Here is a 16,247-nt window from a genome sequence, read left to right as displayed (position 1 = left end):
CGAAGGGACGGAATATGAAGCCGGTAGAACTCTACACCTCTCCGCTATGCGGTTATTGCCACGCGGCCAAGCGGTTGCTGAAACAGAAAGGCGTCGAATTCAAAGAAATCGACGTACTGTTGCACCCCAAACGCAAGCCCGAGATGATCCAACGCGCGGGTGGCAAGCGCACCGTGCCGCAGATTTTCATCGGTACCGACCACGTCGGCGGCTGCGACGACCTCTATGAGCTGGAGCGTCAGGGCAAACTGGATCGCCTGCTGGCGGCCTGATGAAAACCGCGCTGCTGCAACTCACCTCGTCAGATGATCCGGCCGAGAATCTAGCCACCGTACGAGCCATGATGGCCGAGGCGGCAGGGCAGGGCGCGCGGTTCATCCTGACGCCCGAGGTGACGAATTGCGTATCCACCAGCACGACACGGCAGCGCGAGGTATTGCAGAACGAAGAAGACGACCAGACGTTGGCGGGCCTGCGGGAACAGGCCGCCGCGTTGGGCGTGTGGCTGCTGATCGGCTCATTGGCGATCAAGACCCATGATGCTGACGGACGTTTCGCCAACCGTTCCTTCATGATCGGCCCGCAGGCGCAGATCGTGGCGCGATACGACAAGATTCATATGTTTGACGTGCAGGTTTCCGAGTCCGAGACCTTTCGCGAATCCAAGAACTACCGCCCCGGCGAACGCGCGGTGCTGGCGCAGACCGAGTTTGGCGCGGTCGGCATGACCATCTGTTATGACATCCGGTTCCCGCATCTCTATGCGGCTTTGGCACATGCAGGCGGGCGTATCCTGACCGTTCCAGCGGCGTTTTCCCCGGTGACTGGCGCGGCCCATTGGCAATCGCTGCTGCGCGCCCGGGCGATTGAAAACGGCTGCTGGGTGCTGGCCCCCGCACAGACCGGCACGCACCCGAAAACCCGCGGCAAGACGCGCTATACCTATGGACACAGCATGGTTGTGGCCCCGTGGGGAGAGGTCATCATCGACGCAGGCACCGATCCGGGCATTCACATTTTCGATTTGGATGATAGTTCTGTGACAGAGGCGCGCCGCCGTGTGCCCTCATTGACTCATGTGCGGCCCTTCGACGGGCCCTGATCCAGAACCGAGACATGACGGACGAAAAAAATGCCCTTGCGGTCACGCTGTTCAGCGAGATCCTGACCGCCGACCAGTTGCTGCGGAACCGGCTCAGCCGGGTGCTGCCCAAGGGCATGGAAATCTCGCATTTCTCGGTGCTGAACCATCTGGTGTTTGTGGGCGACGAGCGCACGCCTGCGCAACTGGCCAGCACCTTTCACGTGACCCGAGGCGCGATGACCAACACCTTGGCCAAGCTGGAATGGGCCGGATACATCCACATCCGCCCCGACTGGGACGATGCCCGCCGCAAGATGGTTGCGATCAGCCCCGCCGGTCGCCGTGCGCGGGATCAGGCGATTTCGTCCATTGCCCCGTTGATCAACCGTGTGGTTGGAGAGTTGGGGCTGGAGCGTGTCCGCAGCACGCTGCCCGTGCTCCGGGATTTGAGGTTGCAGCTTGAGGGGGAGTAGGGTTGCGCCTAAGGGCTAACGATAATGGGTAAAGTGGCGTGGGGATGCGATGTCGTCATCGGTACATCGTATTACTGCGATTTTACCGGTGACTTGTAATTGAGCGATGAAACCACTGAAGAAGCCGTTAAGTCGGCCTATCGAAACCAGCTTGGGATGTCAGTGGAGGCTGATAAGTTTCCTAAAAAGACGATTGCCAGAAATGGCCGACCTCAAAAACTCAGGCATTTTGCCAATGCAGGATTCTTTCTCCTCTCTCCCGAAGTCATCGAAGTGCTGAAAACGCTCGATATTGGCGAAGGCGCAGTTTATCCGACGTCGTTTTTCAAGAAAGATCAAAAGACCCCACTGAACTTGCACCACAGCTATCTGAACATCGGAAACGTTAAGGATACGTTTTTGGCCGAGCAATCTCCGAGAACAGAGAAATCAGGTGCACCCAGATCCTGGCCAGAAGAAGACAGGCGGAGAGTCAGACGCGGCCTAGCAGAATGGGCTGATGATGATGTTACGTTAGGATCGGCGTGTCTTGAAGGTCCAGATATATGGGTAGAGAAGTGCTTCAACGACGCTTTCTTCATAAGTGACAGGTTCGCTCAGGCCCTTCTGCGAGAAAATATTGCGGAAGACTTCAACCTCAAGCGCTGCCGCGTCTTATAGAATGGGTGCTTGCACCCATCGTACATATCTTAATCGTCGATATGATGGGTGTGAACACCCATCCTACCCCGGCTTCACACTCGCCGTCACATAATTTACGCTCAGGTCCCGGTCCGAGATCGACCAGCTCCACAGGATCGGGTTGAACACGAACCCCTTGCGGTCCACCGGCTCTAGCCCGGCCTGACGCAGTAGGTCGAACAACTCATCCGGCGTGATGAACTTGTTCCATTCATGCGTGCCGCGCGGCAGCCAGCGCATGACGACCTCGGCTCCGAAAATGGCCATCGCGTAAGATTTCGGGTTGCGGTTGATGGTCGAGCAAATCAGCAGGCCGCCCGGTTTCAGCAAATGCTGGGACGCGGTCAAAAATCCCGCCGGGTCGGCGACGTGTTCGACCACCTCCATGTTCAGTACCACGTCGAACTGTTCGCCAGCAGCGGCCATGTCCTCGGCGGTGGTGTGGCGATAGTCAATCTCAAGCCCCGATTGCTCTGCATGGATGCGCGCGACGGGCAGGTTGCCTTCGGCGGCATCGGCGCCAACGACCGTGGCCCCAAGGCGCGCCATGGGTTCGCTCAGCAGACCTCCACCGCAGCCGATATCCAGCAGGCGCAGCCCTTCGAACGGGCGCGCAGCCTTCAGATCACGGTCGAATTCGCCCGCAATCTGTTGTGTGATATAGTCCAGACGGCACGGATTCAGCATGTGCAGAGGCTTGAATTTCCCATGAGGGTCCCACCACTCGGCCGCCATCGCTTCGAATTTTGCGATCTCGGATGGGTCCACCGTGTTCGGATGCGCTTGCATTCCTGTCTCCGTATGCTCTTTTACGTTTAAGGACTATATAGGGCCATAATGGACAAGTACCCGGACCAAAAGCGCGCAGTTCAATATCTGTACCCGCCGATCGATCCTTTTGATCAGCGCATGGTGGATATGGGCGAAGGCCATCGCATTTATATGGAGCAATGCGGCAATCCCAACGGCAAGCCGGTGGTCGTGCTGCATGGCGGCCCGGGCGGCGGCTGCAGCCCGGCGATGCGGCGCTATTTCGATCCGTCTGTCTATCGGGTGATTCTGTTCGATCAGCGCGGCTGTGGGCGGTCTCGGCCCCATGCGTCGGTGACCGACAACACGACGTGGCATCTGGTCGCGGATATCGAGCGGCTGCGGACCTTGCTGGATATCGAAGACTGGACGGTGTTTGGCGGCAGCTGGGGCGCGACCCTGGCCCTGATCTACGCGCAAACCCATCCGGACCGTGTGAACCGATTGGTGCTGCGCGGAGTGTTTTTGGCCACTCAGTCTGAGCTGGATTGGTTCTACGGTGGTGGCGCGGGCAAATTCTGGCCCGAGCAATGGGCCAAATTCACGGCTTTGCTGACCGAGGCTGAGCTCTCTGACCCGATTGGTGCCTACAACAAGCGTCTATTCTCGGGGGATCGGGCTACGGAAATTTTGTACGCGCGGGCGTGGTCATCATGGGAAAACGCGCTGGCATCGATTCACACCAATGGCGCGACAGGGGAAAGCCCAGGTGAATATGCACGCGCTTTTGCGCGGCTAGAGAATCACTATTTCATCAATAACGCTTTCCTTGAGAAAGACGGGCAGATTCTGGATCAGATCGAGAAGATCGCCCATATCCCCGGCCATATCGTGCAGGGGCGCTATGACATGATCTGCCCGCCGCAGGCCGCGTGGAACTTGGCCGAGCGCTGGCCTAACGCCGAGTTGAAAATGGTGCGCAACGCAGGTCACGCTCTCTCTGAGCCCGGTATCAGTGCCGAACTGGTCCGGATTATGGATCGCGTGGCCGAGGAGGTGGCATGACCCGGATTGACCGCCGTGCTCTGTTTGCCTCGGGTGCTGCTGCTGCGTTGCTGGCGGCCACCGGGGCCTCGTTGGCGGATACGCCTAAGGCCGGTGGTACGCTGCGCTTGGCGGTGCCCCGCGACGACAGTCTGGAGCAGGTGGCCCGTGGGGCCGTGTTCGACACCCTGACCGAGATCGCGCCCGACGGTACCTTGCGCGGTGAGTTGGCAACTGCTTGGCAGACCGATTCCGACGCGCGCGTTTGGCGCTTTGACCTGCGCAGCGACGTGGTTTTCCACAATGGCGCGGCGCTGGATGTGGCAGACGTGGTCTCGGTGCTGCGAGAGGTTGGGCGAGCCGAGGCACTGACACCCGACTCGGTAAGGTTGGAACTGGCCAAAGCCAACCCGGGCCTGCCTTTCCTGCTGGCTGACAGCCGCTTTGTCATCGCGCGTGAGGGTCAGGGTGTAACGCCTCTGCACGCGGCCAATGGTACGGGTTGCTATCGTGTCGAACGGGCCGAGGATGATCGCCATTTTCTGGGCCGCAAGGTTGCCGGGCATTACAAGGACGGCACCGCAGGGTGGGCTGACACGTTCGAAATTATTGTTATTCCGGACGCCCGTGTTCGGGATGAGGCCTTGCGGGACGGCTATGTGGATGTGGCGGCCCTGCCCGAAGGCGAGGATCTGAAAGGTCAGCGCGGCCTGCGGTATCATCCCAGCGAATCGGATATGGCGCTGGCCGTGGCCCCGCATGTGGGTATGCCGCGCCAGATCGGGGCACAGCGGGCACTGGACGACGGGCGCATTGCCGAACGGTGGTGGCGGGCGTAAATCCGTTCACGAATCCCGCCGGGGGTTGCAGTTTCGACAAACCCTGCGTATATGCAGTTTCAACAGCGGCGTGTCGGGCTTCGGTCCGGGGCTCCACCGGAAATTTCGACGGGCCGCGCGCCCGTTTTTTTGTGCCCGGATGAAGGGTAGAGAACCAGATGACAAACGACCTTATTGCCAAAGCTGCCATTGACCGGCGACTGGCCGAGATCATCACCCCTGTGATCGAGGATCTGGGGTATGAGTTGGTCCGCATTCGCCTGATGAGCGGCAAGCAGACCACGCTGCAGATCATGGCCGACAAGCCCGATGGCGGTATCGAAGTGGATGACTGCGCCGAGATTTCCAACGCGGTCAGCGCCACGCTGGATGTTGAGGACCCGATTTTGGACGCCTATACGCTGGAGGTTTCCAGCCCCGGCATCGACCGCCCTCTGACCCGTCTCAAGGATTTTGAGACCTTCGAGGGTTATGAGGCCAAGATCGAAACCGCTGAGTTGATCGACGGTCGCCGCCGATTCAAGGGTGAGCTGGCCGGGATCGAAGGGGATGAAGTTCTGATCAACATCCCCGAAGGGGCTGAGACGATCACCATCGGTCTACGATTCGACTGGCTGAGCGACGCCAAGCTGGTTCTAACCGATGATCTGATCAAAGAAATGCTGCGCCAGCGCAAAGACGCCGGTGCCCTGAACGAAAACGCTTTCGACGAGATTGAGACCGAAGGGTCCGAAGAGGAGACGAACTGATGGCAATCACCTCAGCCAACCAGCTGGAGCTGCTGCAGACCGCCGAGGCCGTGGCCCGCGAAAAGATGATCGACCCCGGTCTGGTTGTTGAAGCGATGGAAGAATCGCTCGCCCGTGCCGCCAAGAGCCGTTACGGCGCCGAGATGGACATCCGGGTTTCAATCGACCGTAAGACCGGCAAAGCGACCTTTACCCGCGTGCGCACCGTCGTCGAGGATGAGGAGCTGGAGAACTACCAGGCCGAAATGACCATCGAGCAGGCGCGCCAGTACATGGAATCACCCGAAGTTGGTGACGTCTTCGTTGAAGAAGTGCCGCCTGTAGAAATGGGCCGTATCGCTGCTCAGTCCGCCAAGCAGGTCATTCTGCAGAAGGTTCGCGAAGCCGAGCGGGATCGTCAGTACGAAGAATTCAAGGATCGCGCAGGCACCATCATCAACGGTGCGGTCAAACGCGAAGAATTCGGCAACGTCATCGTCGATCTGGGTGGTGCCGAAGCTGTTCTGCGCCGCAACGACAAGATTGGCCGCGAAAGCTATCGCCCGAATGACCGTGTGCGCGCCTACATCAAGGAAGTGCGCCGCGAGGTTCGTGGCCACCAGATCTTCCTGTCGCGCACCGCGCCGGAATTCATGGCTGAACTGTTCAAGATGGAAGTGCCGGAAATCTATGATGGCATCATCGAGGTTAAAGCTGTGGCTCGTGACCCCGGTTCGCGCGCCAAGATCGCTGTGATTTCCTACGACGGTTCGATCGACCCTGTCGGCGCCTGCGTTGGTATGCGCGGCAGCCGCGTGCAGGCCGTTGTGAACGAACTGCAGGGTGAAAAGATCGACATCATCCCGTGGAACGAAGATCAGCCGACCTTCCTGGTGAACGCACTGCAGCCAGCCGAGGTTTCCAAGGTGGTTCTGGATGAAGAAGCCGGCAAGATCGAAGTTGTGGTTCCTGAGGAACAACTGAGCCTTGCCATCGGCCGCCGTGGTCAGAACGTGCGTTTGGCCAGCCAGCTGACCGGTCTGGACATCGACATCATGACCGAAGCCGAAGAATCGGCGCGCCGTCAGAAGGAATTCGAAGCCCGCACCAAACTGTTCATGGACAGCCTGGATCTGGACGAATTCTTCGCTCAGTTGCTGGTTTCGGAAGGCTTCACCAACCTCGAAGAGGTTGCCTATGTTGAGCTTGACGAACTGCTGGTGATCGACGGTGTCGACGAAGGCACCGCGCAGGAACTGCAGACCCGTGCTCGTGAATTCCTGGAGGCACAAGCCAAAGCGGCACTGGACAGTGCTCGCGCACTGGGCGCCGAAGACAGCCTTATTGAATTCGAAGGCCTGACACCCCAGATGGTAGAAGCTCTGGCAAAGGACGACGTGAAAACGTTGGAAGACTTTGCCACCTGCGCCGACTGGGAGCTGGCGGGCGGCTGGACCACGGTCGACGGGGAACGTATCAAGGATGACGGTGTGCTTGAGCCTTTCGGGGTAACGCTGGAAGAGGCGCAGGATCTGGTCATGACTGCCCGCATTATGCTGGGCTGGGTCGATCCGGCCGAGTTGGAGCAAGTCGAAGAAGACAGCGAAGTTGCTGAAGAGGAGGCCGAGGCCTGATCTCAGGGCCTCGGGTGGCGCACATGGGTCGCGGTGGCGTCCATAAGGATCGGTCCGAGGGACCTGAGCGCAAGTGCATCGCCACGGGCGAGGTTCAGCCTAAATTTGGCTTGATCCGCTTTGTGACGGGGCCGGACGGTCAGGTCTATCCGGATGTCGCGGCGAAACTGCCGGGGCGCGGGGTCTATGTGGCGGCGGATCGCGCTGCGCTGGACAAAGCCGTGGGCAAAAAGCTGTTCGCCCGTGGGTTCAAGGCACAGGTGAGCGTGCCGGAGGACCTGACAGATGAGGTCGAAAAGCAGGTTGCGCGCCGTGTGATCGAGTTGCTCAGCCTGGCGCGCAAGTCCGGTGACGCGGTCGCCGGGTACGAAAAGGTCAAGACGTGGCTGGACCGGGAAGAGGCCCAGGTTCTGATTCAGGCCATCGATGGATCGGGGCGCGGCAAGTCGAAACTGAGCACGCCGCACTTCGGTAAATACATCGGATGGCTCACGGCGGACGAGTTAGGGCAGGCATTTGGTCGCCAAACGGTGATTCATGCGGCCTTGGCCTCTGGCGGACTCGCCAAACGTGTTGTAGAGGAAGCGCAGCGCCTGCGTGGCTTGCGCGAAACGGATGACGGCGGCAGGGGCCGCGCGGAAGGGTAAGAAGCTTTATGAGCGATAATGACGGCAAAAAGACATTGGGTCTTCGTGGCGGGGCACGCCCCGGAAATGTGAAACAGAGTTTCAGCCACGGACGCACCAAGAATGTCGTGGTGGAAACCAAACGCAAACGCGTGGTGGTTCCCAAGCCGGGCGCCGGCAAGCCGGGTGGCGGAGCAACGCCCTCGGGTGATCCGTCGCGCCGCCCTGCCGGGATTTCCGACGCGGAAATGGCCCGCCGGATGAAGGCATTGCAGGCCGCCAAAGCGCGCGAGGCCGAAGAGGCCGCCGCCCGCGAGGCCGCCGAAAAGGCGCGTGAAGAAGAACGCGCCCGTCGCCGTGCCGAGCAGGAAGCCAAGGAACGCGAACAGCGTGAGGCTGAAGAACGTGCAAAGGCCAAGGCTGAAGAGGAAGAGCGCAAGCGCAAAGAGGCGGAAGAAGCCGCCAAACGCGCTGCCGCCGCCCCGGCCCCCGAAGAACCCAAAGCCGCCCGTGCTCCGGCCAGCAAGCCGGCGCCTGCTGCGACTCCGCGCAAGCAGGATCGCGAACGCGAACAGCGCGGTCGTGGTAAAGGTCGTGATGACAACCGCCGCTCGGGCAAGCTGACACTGGGTCAGGCGACCGGTGGCGAAGGCAACCGCCAACGCTCGATGGCGTCGATGAAGCGCAAGCAAGAACGTGCGCGACAAAAAGCCATGGGCGGCCCGGTCGAGCGGGAAAAGGTGATCCGCGACGTACAGCTGCCCGAGGCGATCATGGTCTCGGAGCTGGCCAACCGTATGGCCGAGCGTGTGGCTGATGTCGTCAAATCGCTGATGCAGATGGGCATGATGGTCACGCAGAACCAGACCATCGACGCAGACACCGCTGAACTGATCATCGAAGAGTTTGGCCACAAGGTCACTCGCGTATCCGATTCGGACGTCGAGGACGTCATCAAAGAGGTCGAAGACAGCGAAGACGATCTGCAGCCGCGTCCGCCAGTCATCACCATCATGGGTCACGTTGACCACGGTAAAACCTCGCTGCTGGATGCGATCCGCGACGCGCGCGTCGTGGCTGGTGAGGCCGGTGGCATCACCCAGCATATCGGCGCCTATCAGGTGAAAACCGATGGCGGCACCACGCTGACCTTCCTGGATACTCCGGGTCACGCGGCGTTTACGTCGATGCGTTCGCGCGGGGCTCAGGTCACGGATATCGTGGTTCTGGTTGTTGCTGCTGACGACGCGGTGATGCCGCAGACCATTGAGGCGATCAACCACGCGAAAGCGGCCGGAGTGCCGATGATTGTGGCGATCAACAAGGTCGACAAGCCGGATGCAAACCCGGACAAGGTGCGTACCGATCTGCTGCAGCATGAAGTCATCGTTGAGAAAATGTCGGGTGAGGTTCAGGACGTCGAAGTGTCCGCCATCACCGGTCAGGGTCTTGACGAACTGCTGGAAGCCATCGCGCTTCAAGCCGAGATTCTGGAGCTGAAAGCCAACCCCGATCGCGCCGCCCAGGGTGCCGTGATCGAGGCGCAGCTGGACGTAGGCCGTGGCCCCGTTGCCACCGTTCTGGTTCAGAACGGTACGCTGCATCAGGGCGACATCTTCGTTGTGGGTGAGCAATACGGTAAAGTCCGTGCGCTGATCAACGACAAGGGTGAACGCGTCAAGGAAGCTGGCCCCTCGGTTCCGGTCGAAGTTCTGGGTCTCAACGGTACGCCCGAGGCCGGTGACGTTCTGAACGTGACCGAGACCGAAGCACAGGCCCGTGAGATCGCGGAATATCGCGAGCAGGCCGCCAAGGACAAACGCGCTGCTGCCGGTGCCGCAACGACCCTTGAGCAGCTGATGCAGAAGGCCAAGGAAGACGAAAACGTCACCGAGCTGCCGATTCTGATGAAAGCGGATGTGCAGGGTTCCGCCGAAGCCATCGTTCAGGCGATGGAGAAAATCGGCAACGACGAAGTGCGCGTACGCGTTCTGCACTCGGGTGTTGGCGCAATCACCGAAACGGATGTTGGTCTGGCCGAAGCGTCAGGCGCACCGATCTTCGGGTTCAACGTGCGTGCCAACGCCTCGGCGCGGAACACTGCGAACCAGAAGGGTGTCGAGATTCGGTACTATTCGGTGATCTATGACCTCGTGGATGACGTGAAAGCGGCCGCGTCCGGCCTGCTGAGCGCCGAGATCCGCGAAAAGTTCATCGGTTACGCCGAGATCCGCGAAGTCTTCAAGGTTACGGGCGTCGGCAAGGTTGCTGGCTGTCTGGTCACCGAAGGCGTTGCCCGCCGGTCCGCAGGCGTCCGTCTGCTGCGCGACAACGTGGTGATCCACGAAGGCACGCTGAAGACGCTCAAGCGCTTCAAGGACGAAGTGGCCGAGGTTCAGTCGGGTCAGGAATGCGGTATGGCATTCGAAAACTACGACGACATCCGCGCTGGCGACGTGATCGAGATCTTCGAGCGCGAAGAGGTCACCCGCACGCTGGATTGATCTGGTTCGGGATAGAAGCAGAAAAAAGCGGCTCCTCGGAGCCGTTTTTTTGTGGGATGCCCGCATAACCTGTCAGTCCGAATCCTTTGAACAATCAGGTTATTGACCGATGGGCCGCTTCGTCTGCGAAGGGCGCGAATAGCCGGGAAATGTGCTAAGCTTGCAAACGGTACCGGAAAGGACAGCGGATGGCGGAAGCAGATAATTTCGCGGCGCTTGAAAAGCGCGAGTGGTCGGACGCGCATATCGCGCGATCCTACGCTCAGACCTTCGCCCGGGCCGCCAACATGGTGGTTCCCCATCTCATCGCGGCAGTTGCACCCGGATCGGGCACCAAGGCGCTCGACTTGTGCTGTGGACATGGCAATGTGACCGCTGGACTGGTCCGAGCCGGGGCAAACGTAACCGGTGTCGATTTCTCGCCAGCTATGCTCGAAATGGCGCGGGATGCGGTGCCCGAAGCGCGATTTGTCGAGGGCGACGCGATGGGCCTGGATTTCGATGACGAAGAATTTGACACCGTTACCATCGGATTCGGGATTCCGCATGTCCCCGATCCGCCGGTGGTGTTTAAAGAGGCCCGTCGCGTGTTGCGCCCCGGGGGAAAACTGGCTTTCTCAGTCTGGTGTGGACCCGAGGTAGATACGGCGCTTGGCTACGTTTTCGACGCGATTGCGGAACATGGCCACCCTGACATTACCCTGCCTCCCGGACCTGGGGCGAACGACTACGCAGACTCTGCGTTGTCCTTTCCGGTCCTGTCTACCGCCGGGTTTGAGGATTTCTCAATTGTAACGGTCGCTTCGATGTGGCGTGTGGACGACCCTGGTGCGCCCTTTGACTTTTTTCGCGAAGGCACTGCGCGCGGAGGTGCCTTGTTGCGCCCGCAACCGGAAGAAAACGCCTCTGCAATCCGCAAGTCTGTCATTGAGCGGGTGCTGGAAAAGCATGGAGCCGGGCCAGTCTGGGATGTGCCGATCCCTTCCGTCGTGACGAAGGCCGTGGCCGCCTGGCCGCTCAGAGAACCCTGAAGCACGGGTGCGGGTCATTCGTGTGGTCAGGATTTACTGCGACCCCGGCAGAAACGTCCCCGGATGCATAATGATATCGAAGTGTTGCATTCCCTTTTTCAGATCGAAACTTACCGAATGCCCGCCCTTGCGTAGCAATTCGGCATAGTCGCGGCTCTGGCGGATGAACTCGGGTGTGTCCCGTTCGGCCACCGTTACGTGATAGCGCGGGCCGGGTCGGGGCACGTGGCGTATGGGTGAGAGGTCGTTCACCTCAACCGGGGTCAGTTGCAACGGATCGTTGACCGGGGTGAGGCTGATCGGTTCCAGATCGTAGACCCCGCTGATCAGGATCACGTCGCGCACCCGCATCCCTGCACGGGCCAGCGCATCGGCGGAACCTGCCATGACCATACTAACCAATTGTGCCCCGGCACTGTGGCCGGACAGAGTTACTCGGGATTGATCGAACCCCAGATTGAACGCGTTCTCTGCCAGCCAGAGCAGGGCGTTTCGGCATTCCTCGATCATGTCCCCGATGCGCGCATCCGGGGCGAGCGTGTAGTTCAAAGTAGCGAAGGATTGCTCGGCTGCGACCAGCGCAGGGGCCATCATCGCCGATTCACGCTGGCTGAGAGCCTGCCAATAGCCGCCGTGGATAAACACATGCAGCGGCGCGCCTGCGCCTTTTGCGGGAAAGAAATCCAACACCTGCGCCGGGCTGTCGCCATAGGCTAGGTTCTCTTTCACCTTCATCTGCGCCCGATGCTGTGCGCTGAGCGCGGCGTAGCTGTCCACATAAGGGGTCAGGTCACCGCCGATCATCGACCGGGGCGAATATTCCTGATCCAGTTCGTCCTGAGTGAAACCCCGGTACAGCATCGCTTACTCCTGCTCGGTATACATCAGTTCGGTGCGTACATCGTAGAGATCATGGAAAAAGCGCAAATCCAAGGCCTTGCGCAGAAAGGACACGCCGCTGGACCCGCCGGTGCCGGGCTGGTTGCCGATCACCCGCTCGACCGCCGTTACGTGATCAAACCGCCAGCGCTGGAACAGGGATTCCACATCCATCAGCTTTTCCGCCAGTGCATAGAGGTCCCAATACCGATCCGTGTCACGGAACACCTGCACCCAGATTTTCACCACGCGCGGGTCGCCGGAATAGGGCTGTGCAAAATCCCGCTCCAGCAGGTCCTGCGGTACGTCAAGCCCTTGGCGGGACAGCATAAACAGTACTTCGTCATATAAAGACGGCTTGGTTAACGCCTTGTTCAGCATCTCCATGACCTCGGGGTCATGTTCATGCACCTTCAGTGTCGCGGCATCCTTGTTGCCCAGAATGAACTCGATCTGTCGGTAGCCATAGCTTTGGAAACCAGACGAACTGCCTAACGCCTCGCGAAAGGTCATGTAATCGGCGGGTGTCATGGTTAGCAACGTTTCCCAGGCCGAGATCAACTGGCGCTGGATCGCCTTGACCCGGTCGAGGTTTTTCATCGCCGGGCCAAACGCGTCCTGTTGCAGGAAGCGGCGTGTCTCGACCAGTTGGTGATGCATCAGTTTCAGCCATAGCTCGCTGACCTGATGGATGATGATAAACAGCATCTCATCAGGTTGGGCGGGGTCCTGAAAGGTCTTTTGCAGGTTCAGCAGGGTCTTGAGCTGCAGGAAATCTCCATAGCTCTTGCGATGGGTCTGCGCGAAATCAGTGACCAGAGAGTCCTCAATCCCGCGTTCCAGATACCTGTCCTTGTCGCCCATGTGCTCCTCCAAACGCGCGGGTTCTTCCCTGTTTAGGGTCAAAACCCGCGCGGTGCCAGAGCGTTAGGTCCAGTCCAGCACCACCTTGCCGGACCGGCCCGATTTCATCGCGGCAAAGCCCTCGGCGAAATCGTCGACCTTCATCTGGTGCGTGATGACCCGGCTTACGTCCAAACCGTTCTGCAACATGGCGATCATCTTGTACCAGGTCTCGAACATCTCGCGCCCATAGACGCCCTTGATGGTGATGGCCTTGAACACGATGCGGGACCAATCGACTGGGGATTTTCCTGGCGGAATTCCCAGCAGGGCGATTTTTCCACCCATCACCAGCGCCTCGACCATCTGGTCCAGCGCGATTTGTGAGCCGGACATTTCCAGACCCACGTCAAAGCCTTCTTTCATGCCCAATTCGGTGATGACGTCCTGAAGATCCTCCTTGGAGACATCGACGGTGCGTACCGTAGGCACCACATGTTCGGCCAGTTTCAGGCGATCCGGATTGATATCGGTGATCACTACGTGCCGAGCACCTGCATGACGCGCGACGGCCGAGGCCATGATTCCGATGGGGCCTGCGCCGGTGATCAGAACATCCTCACCCAGCAGATCGAAACTCAGCGCGGTGTGCACGGCGTTGCCCAGAGGGTCGAGGATGGCGCCGATCTCATCTGGCACATCATCTGGAAGAGGCACCACGTTGAACGCGGGCAATTTCAGGTATTGCGCAAAGGCCCCCTGTTCGTTCACGCCGATGCCCCGCGTGCCGGGGTCCAGATGGAACTTACCCGCACGACTCTGACGGCTGTCGGTGGTGATCAGGTGGCCCTCGCCCGAGCAGCGCTGACCGATCTCAAGCCCTGTTACATTGCGCCCGATCTCGACGATCTCGCCGGCGAATTCGTGGCCGGTTATCATCGGAATGGGCACGGTGGCGGCGGCCCACTCGTCCCAGTTCCAGATATGGATATCGGTGCCGCAGATGCCGGTCTTGTTGATGCGGATCAGCACTTCCTCGGGGCCGATTTCCGGAACCGGAGCCTGCACCATCCACAAACCTTCCTCGGGTTTGGACTTCTCCAAAGCTTTCATCGTGTTGGATCGCATCAGATCACTCCCAATTCCTTGCCAACCTTGCCAAAGGCCGCCAGCGCACGGTCCAGTTCGTCCTTAGTCAGAGCCGCATTCATCTGGGTTCTGATCCGCGCCTGACCGCGCGGAACGACGGGGAAGAAGAAGCCCGAGACATAGACGCCTTCGTCAAACAATTTGGCGGCCATGTCCTGTGCCAAGGTTGCCTCACCCAGCATCACCGGGATGATCGGATGTTCGCCGGGCAACAGGTCAAAACCCAGCTTCTCCAACCCTGCGCGCCAGTATTTGGCATTACCGAACAGTTGGGCCCGCAGCATGTCACCCTCTTCGACTAGTCGGATGGCTTCCAGCCCGGCGGCAACGATGGAGGGGGGCAGCGAGTTTGAGAACAGATAAGGCCGCGCCCGCTGCCGCAGCAGGTCGATCACCGGTTGCGGTCCGGCGATGTAGCCGCCGATTGCCCCGCCAAGTGCCTTGCCCAAGGTGCCTGTCAGGATGTCTACATCGACGCCGAAGTGATCCGGCGTTCCCGCACCGTTCGGCCCCATGAAGCCTGTGGCGTGGCAGTCATCCACCATGACGATGGCGTCATACTTGTCGGCCAGTTCGCGAATCTTCGGCAGGTTGGCCAGATAGCCGTCCATTGAAAACACGCCGTCTGTCGCGATCATGATATGCCGCGCGCCATCCTCGCGCGCCTGTTTCAGCCAGGCTTCGAGGTCGTCCATGTCATTGTTCATGTAACGATAGCGCTTTGCCTTGCACAGCCGCACCCCGTCGATGATCGAAGCGTGGTTCAGACTGTCCGAAATGATGGCGTCTTCAGGCCCCAACAAAGGCTCAAACAGACCGCCATTGGCGTCGAAACAGGCGGCGAACAGGATCGCATCGTCCTTGTTCAGGAACTGCGCCAGCTTTTGCTCCAACTCGCGGTGTATATCCTGCGTGCCGCAGATGAACCGGACTGAGGCCATGCCGAACCCTTTGGGCTCCATAGCACCCTTGGCGGCGCCGATCAGTGCCGGGTGATCGGCCAGACCCAGATAGTTGTTGGCGCACAGGTTGATCACCTGCTTGTCGCCCACAGTAATCTCACCGCCCTGAGGCGAGGTGATCATTCGTTCGCTTTTGTACAGGCCTTCAGCTCGAATCTGGTCGAGCGTTTCGGTGATGTGGTTCAAGAAATCTTGCGACATCGAATCCTCCTTGCGCAGGACATTATCTATCATAGCGGAATTGATTCCGGAATACGGGAATTCTGTATTGCGGAATAAAATCCGAAATATTGGAAATACAAGAGTTCACCTAGCTGGATGCATCTAACTAATTTGCTTCGTTGATCTTTTTTTGAAACTCTTTGCTGGAATTGGTCAGAGGATAGGGTTCTTCAGGGGCGTCGACCCCAAGGAATGCGCATAGTGGGTCCCAACCACTCCCGGTTTCATAGATCAGCAACCGGTCCGCCGGGATTGTCTGGCCGACCGCATCAACATGTGCCTTGAACACGCGTGTTGCGTGCTCGCGATCATTCAGTTGGCCCTCAAAGATATCCTGCACAATGAACTTACTGCACATTTCGGCAATGACATTTAGGTGCGGTTGATCGTGTTTGCCCCGCATCGTTGTCATGAACGGGCCAATTGTGGCCTGCACACTGTCAAACCATGCGTCAGGGTCACGGACGCTCAGAATGACTTTGGCGGCGGGGTAATGCGTGGCGAGCTGTCGCCAGTAAGCGGCGCCGGGCCAATCGACCTGCGCGCGATAGCCCTGAAACATGGCATCCCAATCCGAAGGTTCTCCGCGTGCCGCAGCCTCCCACGCGGGCAGTTGCGTGGGATTGTCGCGCACTTCGAACATGTGATGACAGGGTCCAAAGCCCAGTTGTTCCAAAGCGATTTTCAGAGAATTCGTTCTTGTGCGGCCAAATCCGGCCCCAATAACTTCAAGCCCCATCCGGATGCCCCCAATGGTTGATAAAGCTACAAGCTATCACAGGTTCGGCGTTTTCCCCA

Annotated in this window: 17 protein-coding genes; 11 read left to right on the top strand and 6 right to left on the bottom strand. The window is 59.5% G+C overall.

What is annotated here, in order from left to right; genetic code table 11:
- The first annotated feature begins 14 nt into the window (after positions 1 to 14).
- The 4 genes from grxC (at position 15) to ACR0ER_RS17035 (ending at position 2,217) form a co-directional block, all read left to right on the top strand.
- On the top strand, positions 15 to 272 hold the full coding sequence (gene grxC, locus ACR0ER_RS17050; protein WP_170334677.1) for a glutaredoxin 3: 258 nt from the start codon (positions 15 to 17) through the stop codon (positions 270 to 272).
- A complete protein-coding gene (locus tag ACR0ER_RS17045; RefSeq protein ID WP_480769966.1) occupies positions 272 to 1,102 on the top strand; it encodes a carbon-nitrogen hydrolase family protein in 831 nt (276 codons plus the stop codon). Before grxC ends, ACR0ER_RS17045 begins: the two co-directional genes overlap by 1 nt.
- 14 nt (positions 1,103 to 1,116) lie before the next feature.
- On the top strand, positions 1,117 to 1,557 hold the full coding sequence (locus ACR0ER_RS17040; protein ID WP_170334681.1) for a MarR family winged helix-turn-helix transcriptional regulator: 441 nt from the start codon (positions 1,117 to 1,119) through the stop codon (positions 1,555 to 1,557).
- A gap of 99 nt (positions 1,558 to 1,656) precedes the next feature.
- Positions 1,657 to 2,217: a hypothetical protein gene (locus ACR0ER_RS17035; RefSeq protein WP_480769965.1), complete on the top strand. Its 561-nt coding sequence runs from the start codon at positions 1,657 to 1,659 to the stop codon at positions 2,215 to 2,217.
- 63 nt (positions 2,218 to 2,280) lie between these two features.
- On the opposite strand, the gene ubiG is transcribed toward ACR0ER_RS17035, so the two are convergent.
- Complete coding sequence (gene ubiG / locus ACR0ER_RS17030) at positions 2,281 to 3,027, bottom strand: bifunctional 2-polyprenyl-6-hydroxyphenol methylase/3-demethylubiquinol 3-O-methyltransferase UbiG (RefSeq protein WP_480769964.1); 747 nt, start codon at positions 3,025 to 3,027, stop codon at positions 2,281 to 2,283.
- Positions 3,028 to 3,075: 48 nt separating this feature from the next.
- Between ubiG and pip the strand changes: the two genes are divergently transcribed.
- The 7 genes from pip (at position 3,076) to ACR0ER_RS16995 (ending at position 11,394) form a co-directional block, all read left to right on the top strand.
- Positions 3,076 to 4,053 (top strand): prolyl aminopeptidase, encoded by a 978-nt coding sequence (gene pip, locus ACR0ER_RS17025; RefSeq protein ID WP_480769963.1) that lies wholly within the window; start codon positions 3,076 to 3,078, stop codon positions 4,051 to 4,053.
- A complete protein-coding gene (locus tag ACR0ER_RS17020; RefSeq protein WP_480769962.1) occupies positions 4,050 to 4,871 on the top strand; it encodes an ABC transporter substrate-binding protein in 822 nt (273 codons plus the stop codon). The genes pip and ACR0ER_RS17020 overlap by 4 nt, the downstream gene beginning before the upstream one ends.
- A 158-nt stretch (positions 4,872 to 5,029) precedes the next feature.
- Positions 5,030 to 5,620 (top strand): ribosome maturation factor RimP, encoded by a 591-nt coding sequence (gene rimP / locus ACR0ER_RS17015; protein ID WP_480769961.1) that lies wholly within the window; start codon positions 5,030 to 5,032, stop codon positions 5,618 to 5,620.
- Positions 5,620 to 7,233 (top strand): transcription termination factor NusA, encoded by a 1,614-nt coding sequence (gene nusA / locus ACR0ER_RS17010; RefSeq protein ID WP_480769960.1) that lies wholly within the window; start codon positions 5,620 to 5,622, stop codon positions 7,231 to 7,233. The genes rimP and nusA overlap by 1 nt, the downstream gene beginning before the upstream one ends.
- Positions 7,234 to 7,256: 23 nt before the next feature.
- Positions 7,257 to 7,880: an RNA-binding protein gene (locus tag ACR0ER_RS17005; protein ID WP_480769959.1), complete on the top strand. Its 624-nt coding sequence runs from the start codon at positions 7,257 to 7,259 to the stop codon at positions 7,878 to 7,880.
- Between the two features lie 8 nt (positions 7,881 to 7,888).
- On the top strand, positions 7,889 to 10,363 hold the full coding sequence (infB, locus tag ACR0ER_RS17000) for a translation initiation factor IF-2 (protein WP_170334696.1): 2,475 nt from the start codon (positions 7,889 to 7,891) through the stop codon (positions 10,361 to 10,363).
- A 188-nt stretch (positions 10,364 to 10,551) separates the two neighbouring features.
- Entirely contained in the window at positions 10,552 to 11,394 is an 843-nt protein-coding gene (locus ACR0ER_RS16995; RefSeq protein WP_480769958.1) for a class I SAM-dependent methyltransferase, read from the top strand.
- A 33-nt stretch (positions 11,395 to 11,427) separates the two neighbouring features.
- Here the strand turns inward: ACR0ER_RS16995 and ACR0ER_RS16990 are convergent, their stop codons facing one another.
- The 5 genes from ACR0ER_RS16990 to ACR0ER_RS16970 all read right to left on the bottom strand — a co-directional run bounded on the left by ACR0ER_RS16990 (position 11,428) and on the right by ACR0ER_RS16970 (position 16,188).
- A complete protein-coding gene (locus ACR0ER_RS16990) occupies positions 11,428 to 12,255 on the bottom strand; it encodes an alpha/beta hydrolase (RefSeq protein WP_480769957.1) in 828 nt (275 codons plus the stop codon).
- Positions 12,256 to 12,258: 3 nt separating this feature from the next.
- Positions 12,259 to 13,137 carry a tryptophan 2,3-dioxygenase gene (locus tag ACR0ER_RS16985; RefSeq protein ID WP_480769956.1) on the bottom strand — a complete coding sequence of 293 codons (879 nt, stop codon included), beginning with the start codon at positions 13,135 to 13,137 and terminating at the stop codon, positions 12,259 to 12,261.
- Between the two features lie 63 nt (positions 13,138 to 13,200).
- The gene (tdh, locus tag ACR0ER_RS16980; protein ID WP_480770043.1) at positions 13,201 to 14,229 is read right to left on the bottom strand and encodes an L-threonine 3-dehydrogenase; all 1,029 of its coding nucleotides are present in this window, start codon (positions 14,227 to 14,229) and stop codon (positions 13,201 to 13,203) included.
- A 14-nt stretch (positions 14,230 to 14,243) separates the two neighbouring features.
- Positions 14,244 to 15,428 (bottom strand): glycine C-acetyltransferase, encoded by a 1,185-nt coding sequence (locus tag ACR0ER_RS16975; protein WP_480769955.1) that lies wholly within the window; start codon positions 15,426 to 15,428, stop codon positions 14,244 to 14,246.
- A 127-nt stretch (positions 15,429 to 15,555) separates the two neighbouring features.
- Positions 15,556 to 16,188: a sulfotransferase family protein gene (locus tag ACR0ER_RS16970; RefSeq protein WP_480769954.1), complete on the bottom strand. Its 633-nt coding sequence runs from the start codon at positions 16,186 to 16,188 to the stop codon at positions 15,556 to 15,558.
- Positions 16,189 to 16,247 lie beyond the last annotated feature (59 nt).

It is taken from the genome of Ruegeria sp. CH8 (assembly GCF_056536985.1).
This window is presented reverse-complemented; position numbering and strand designations above follow the sequence as displayed.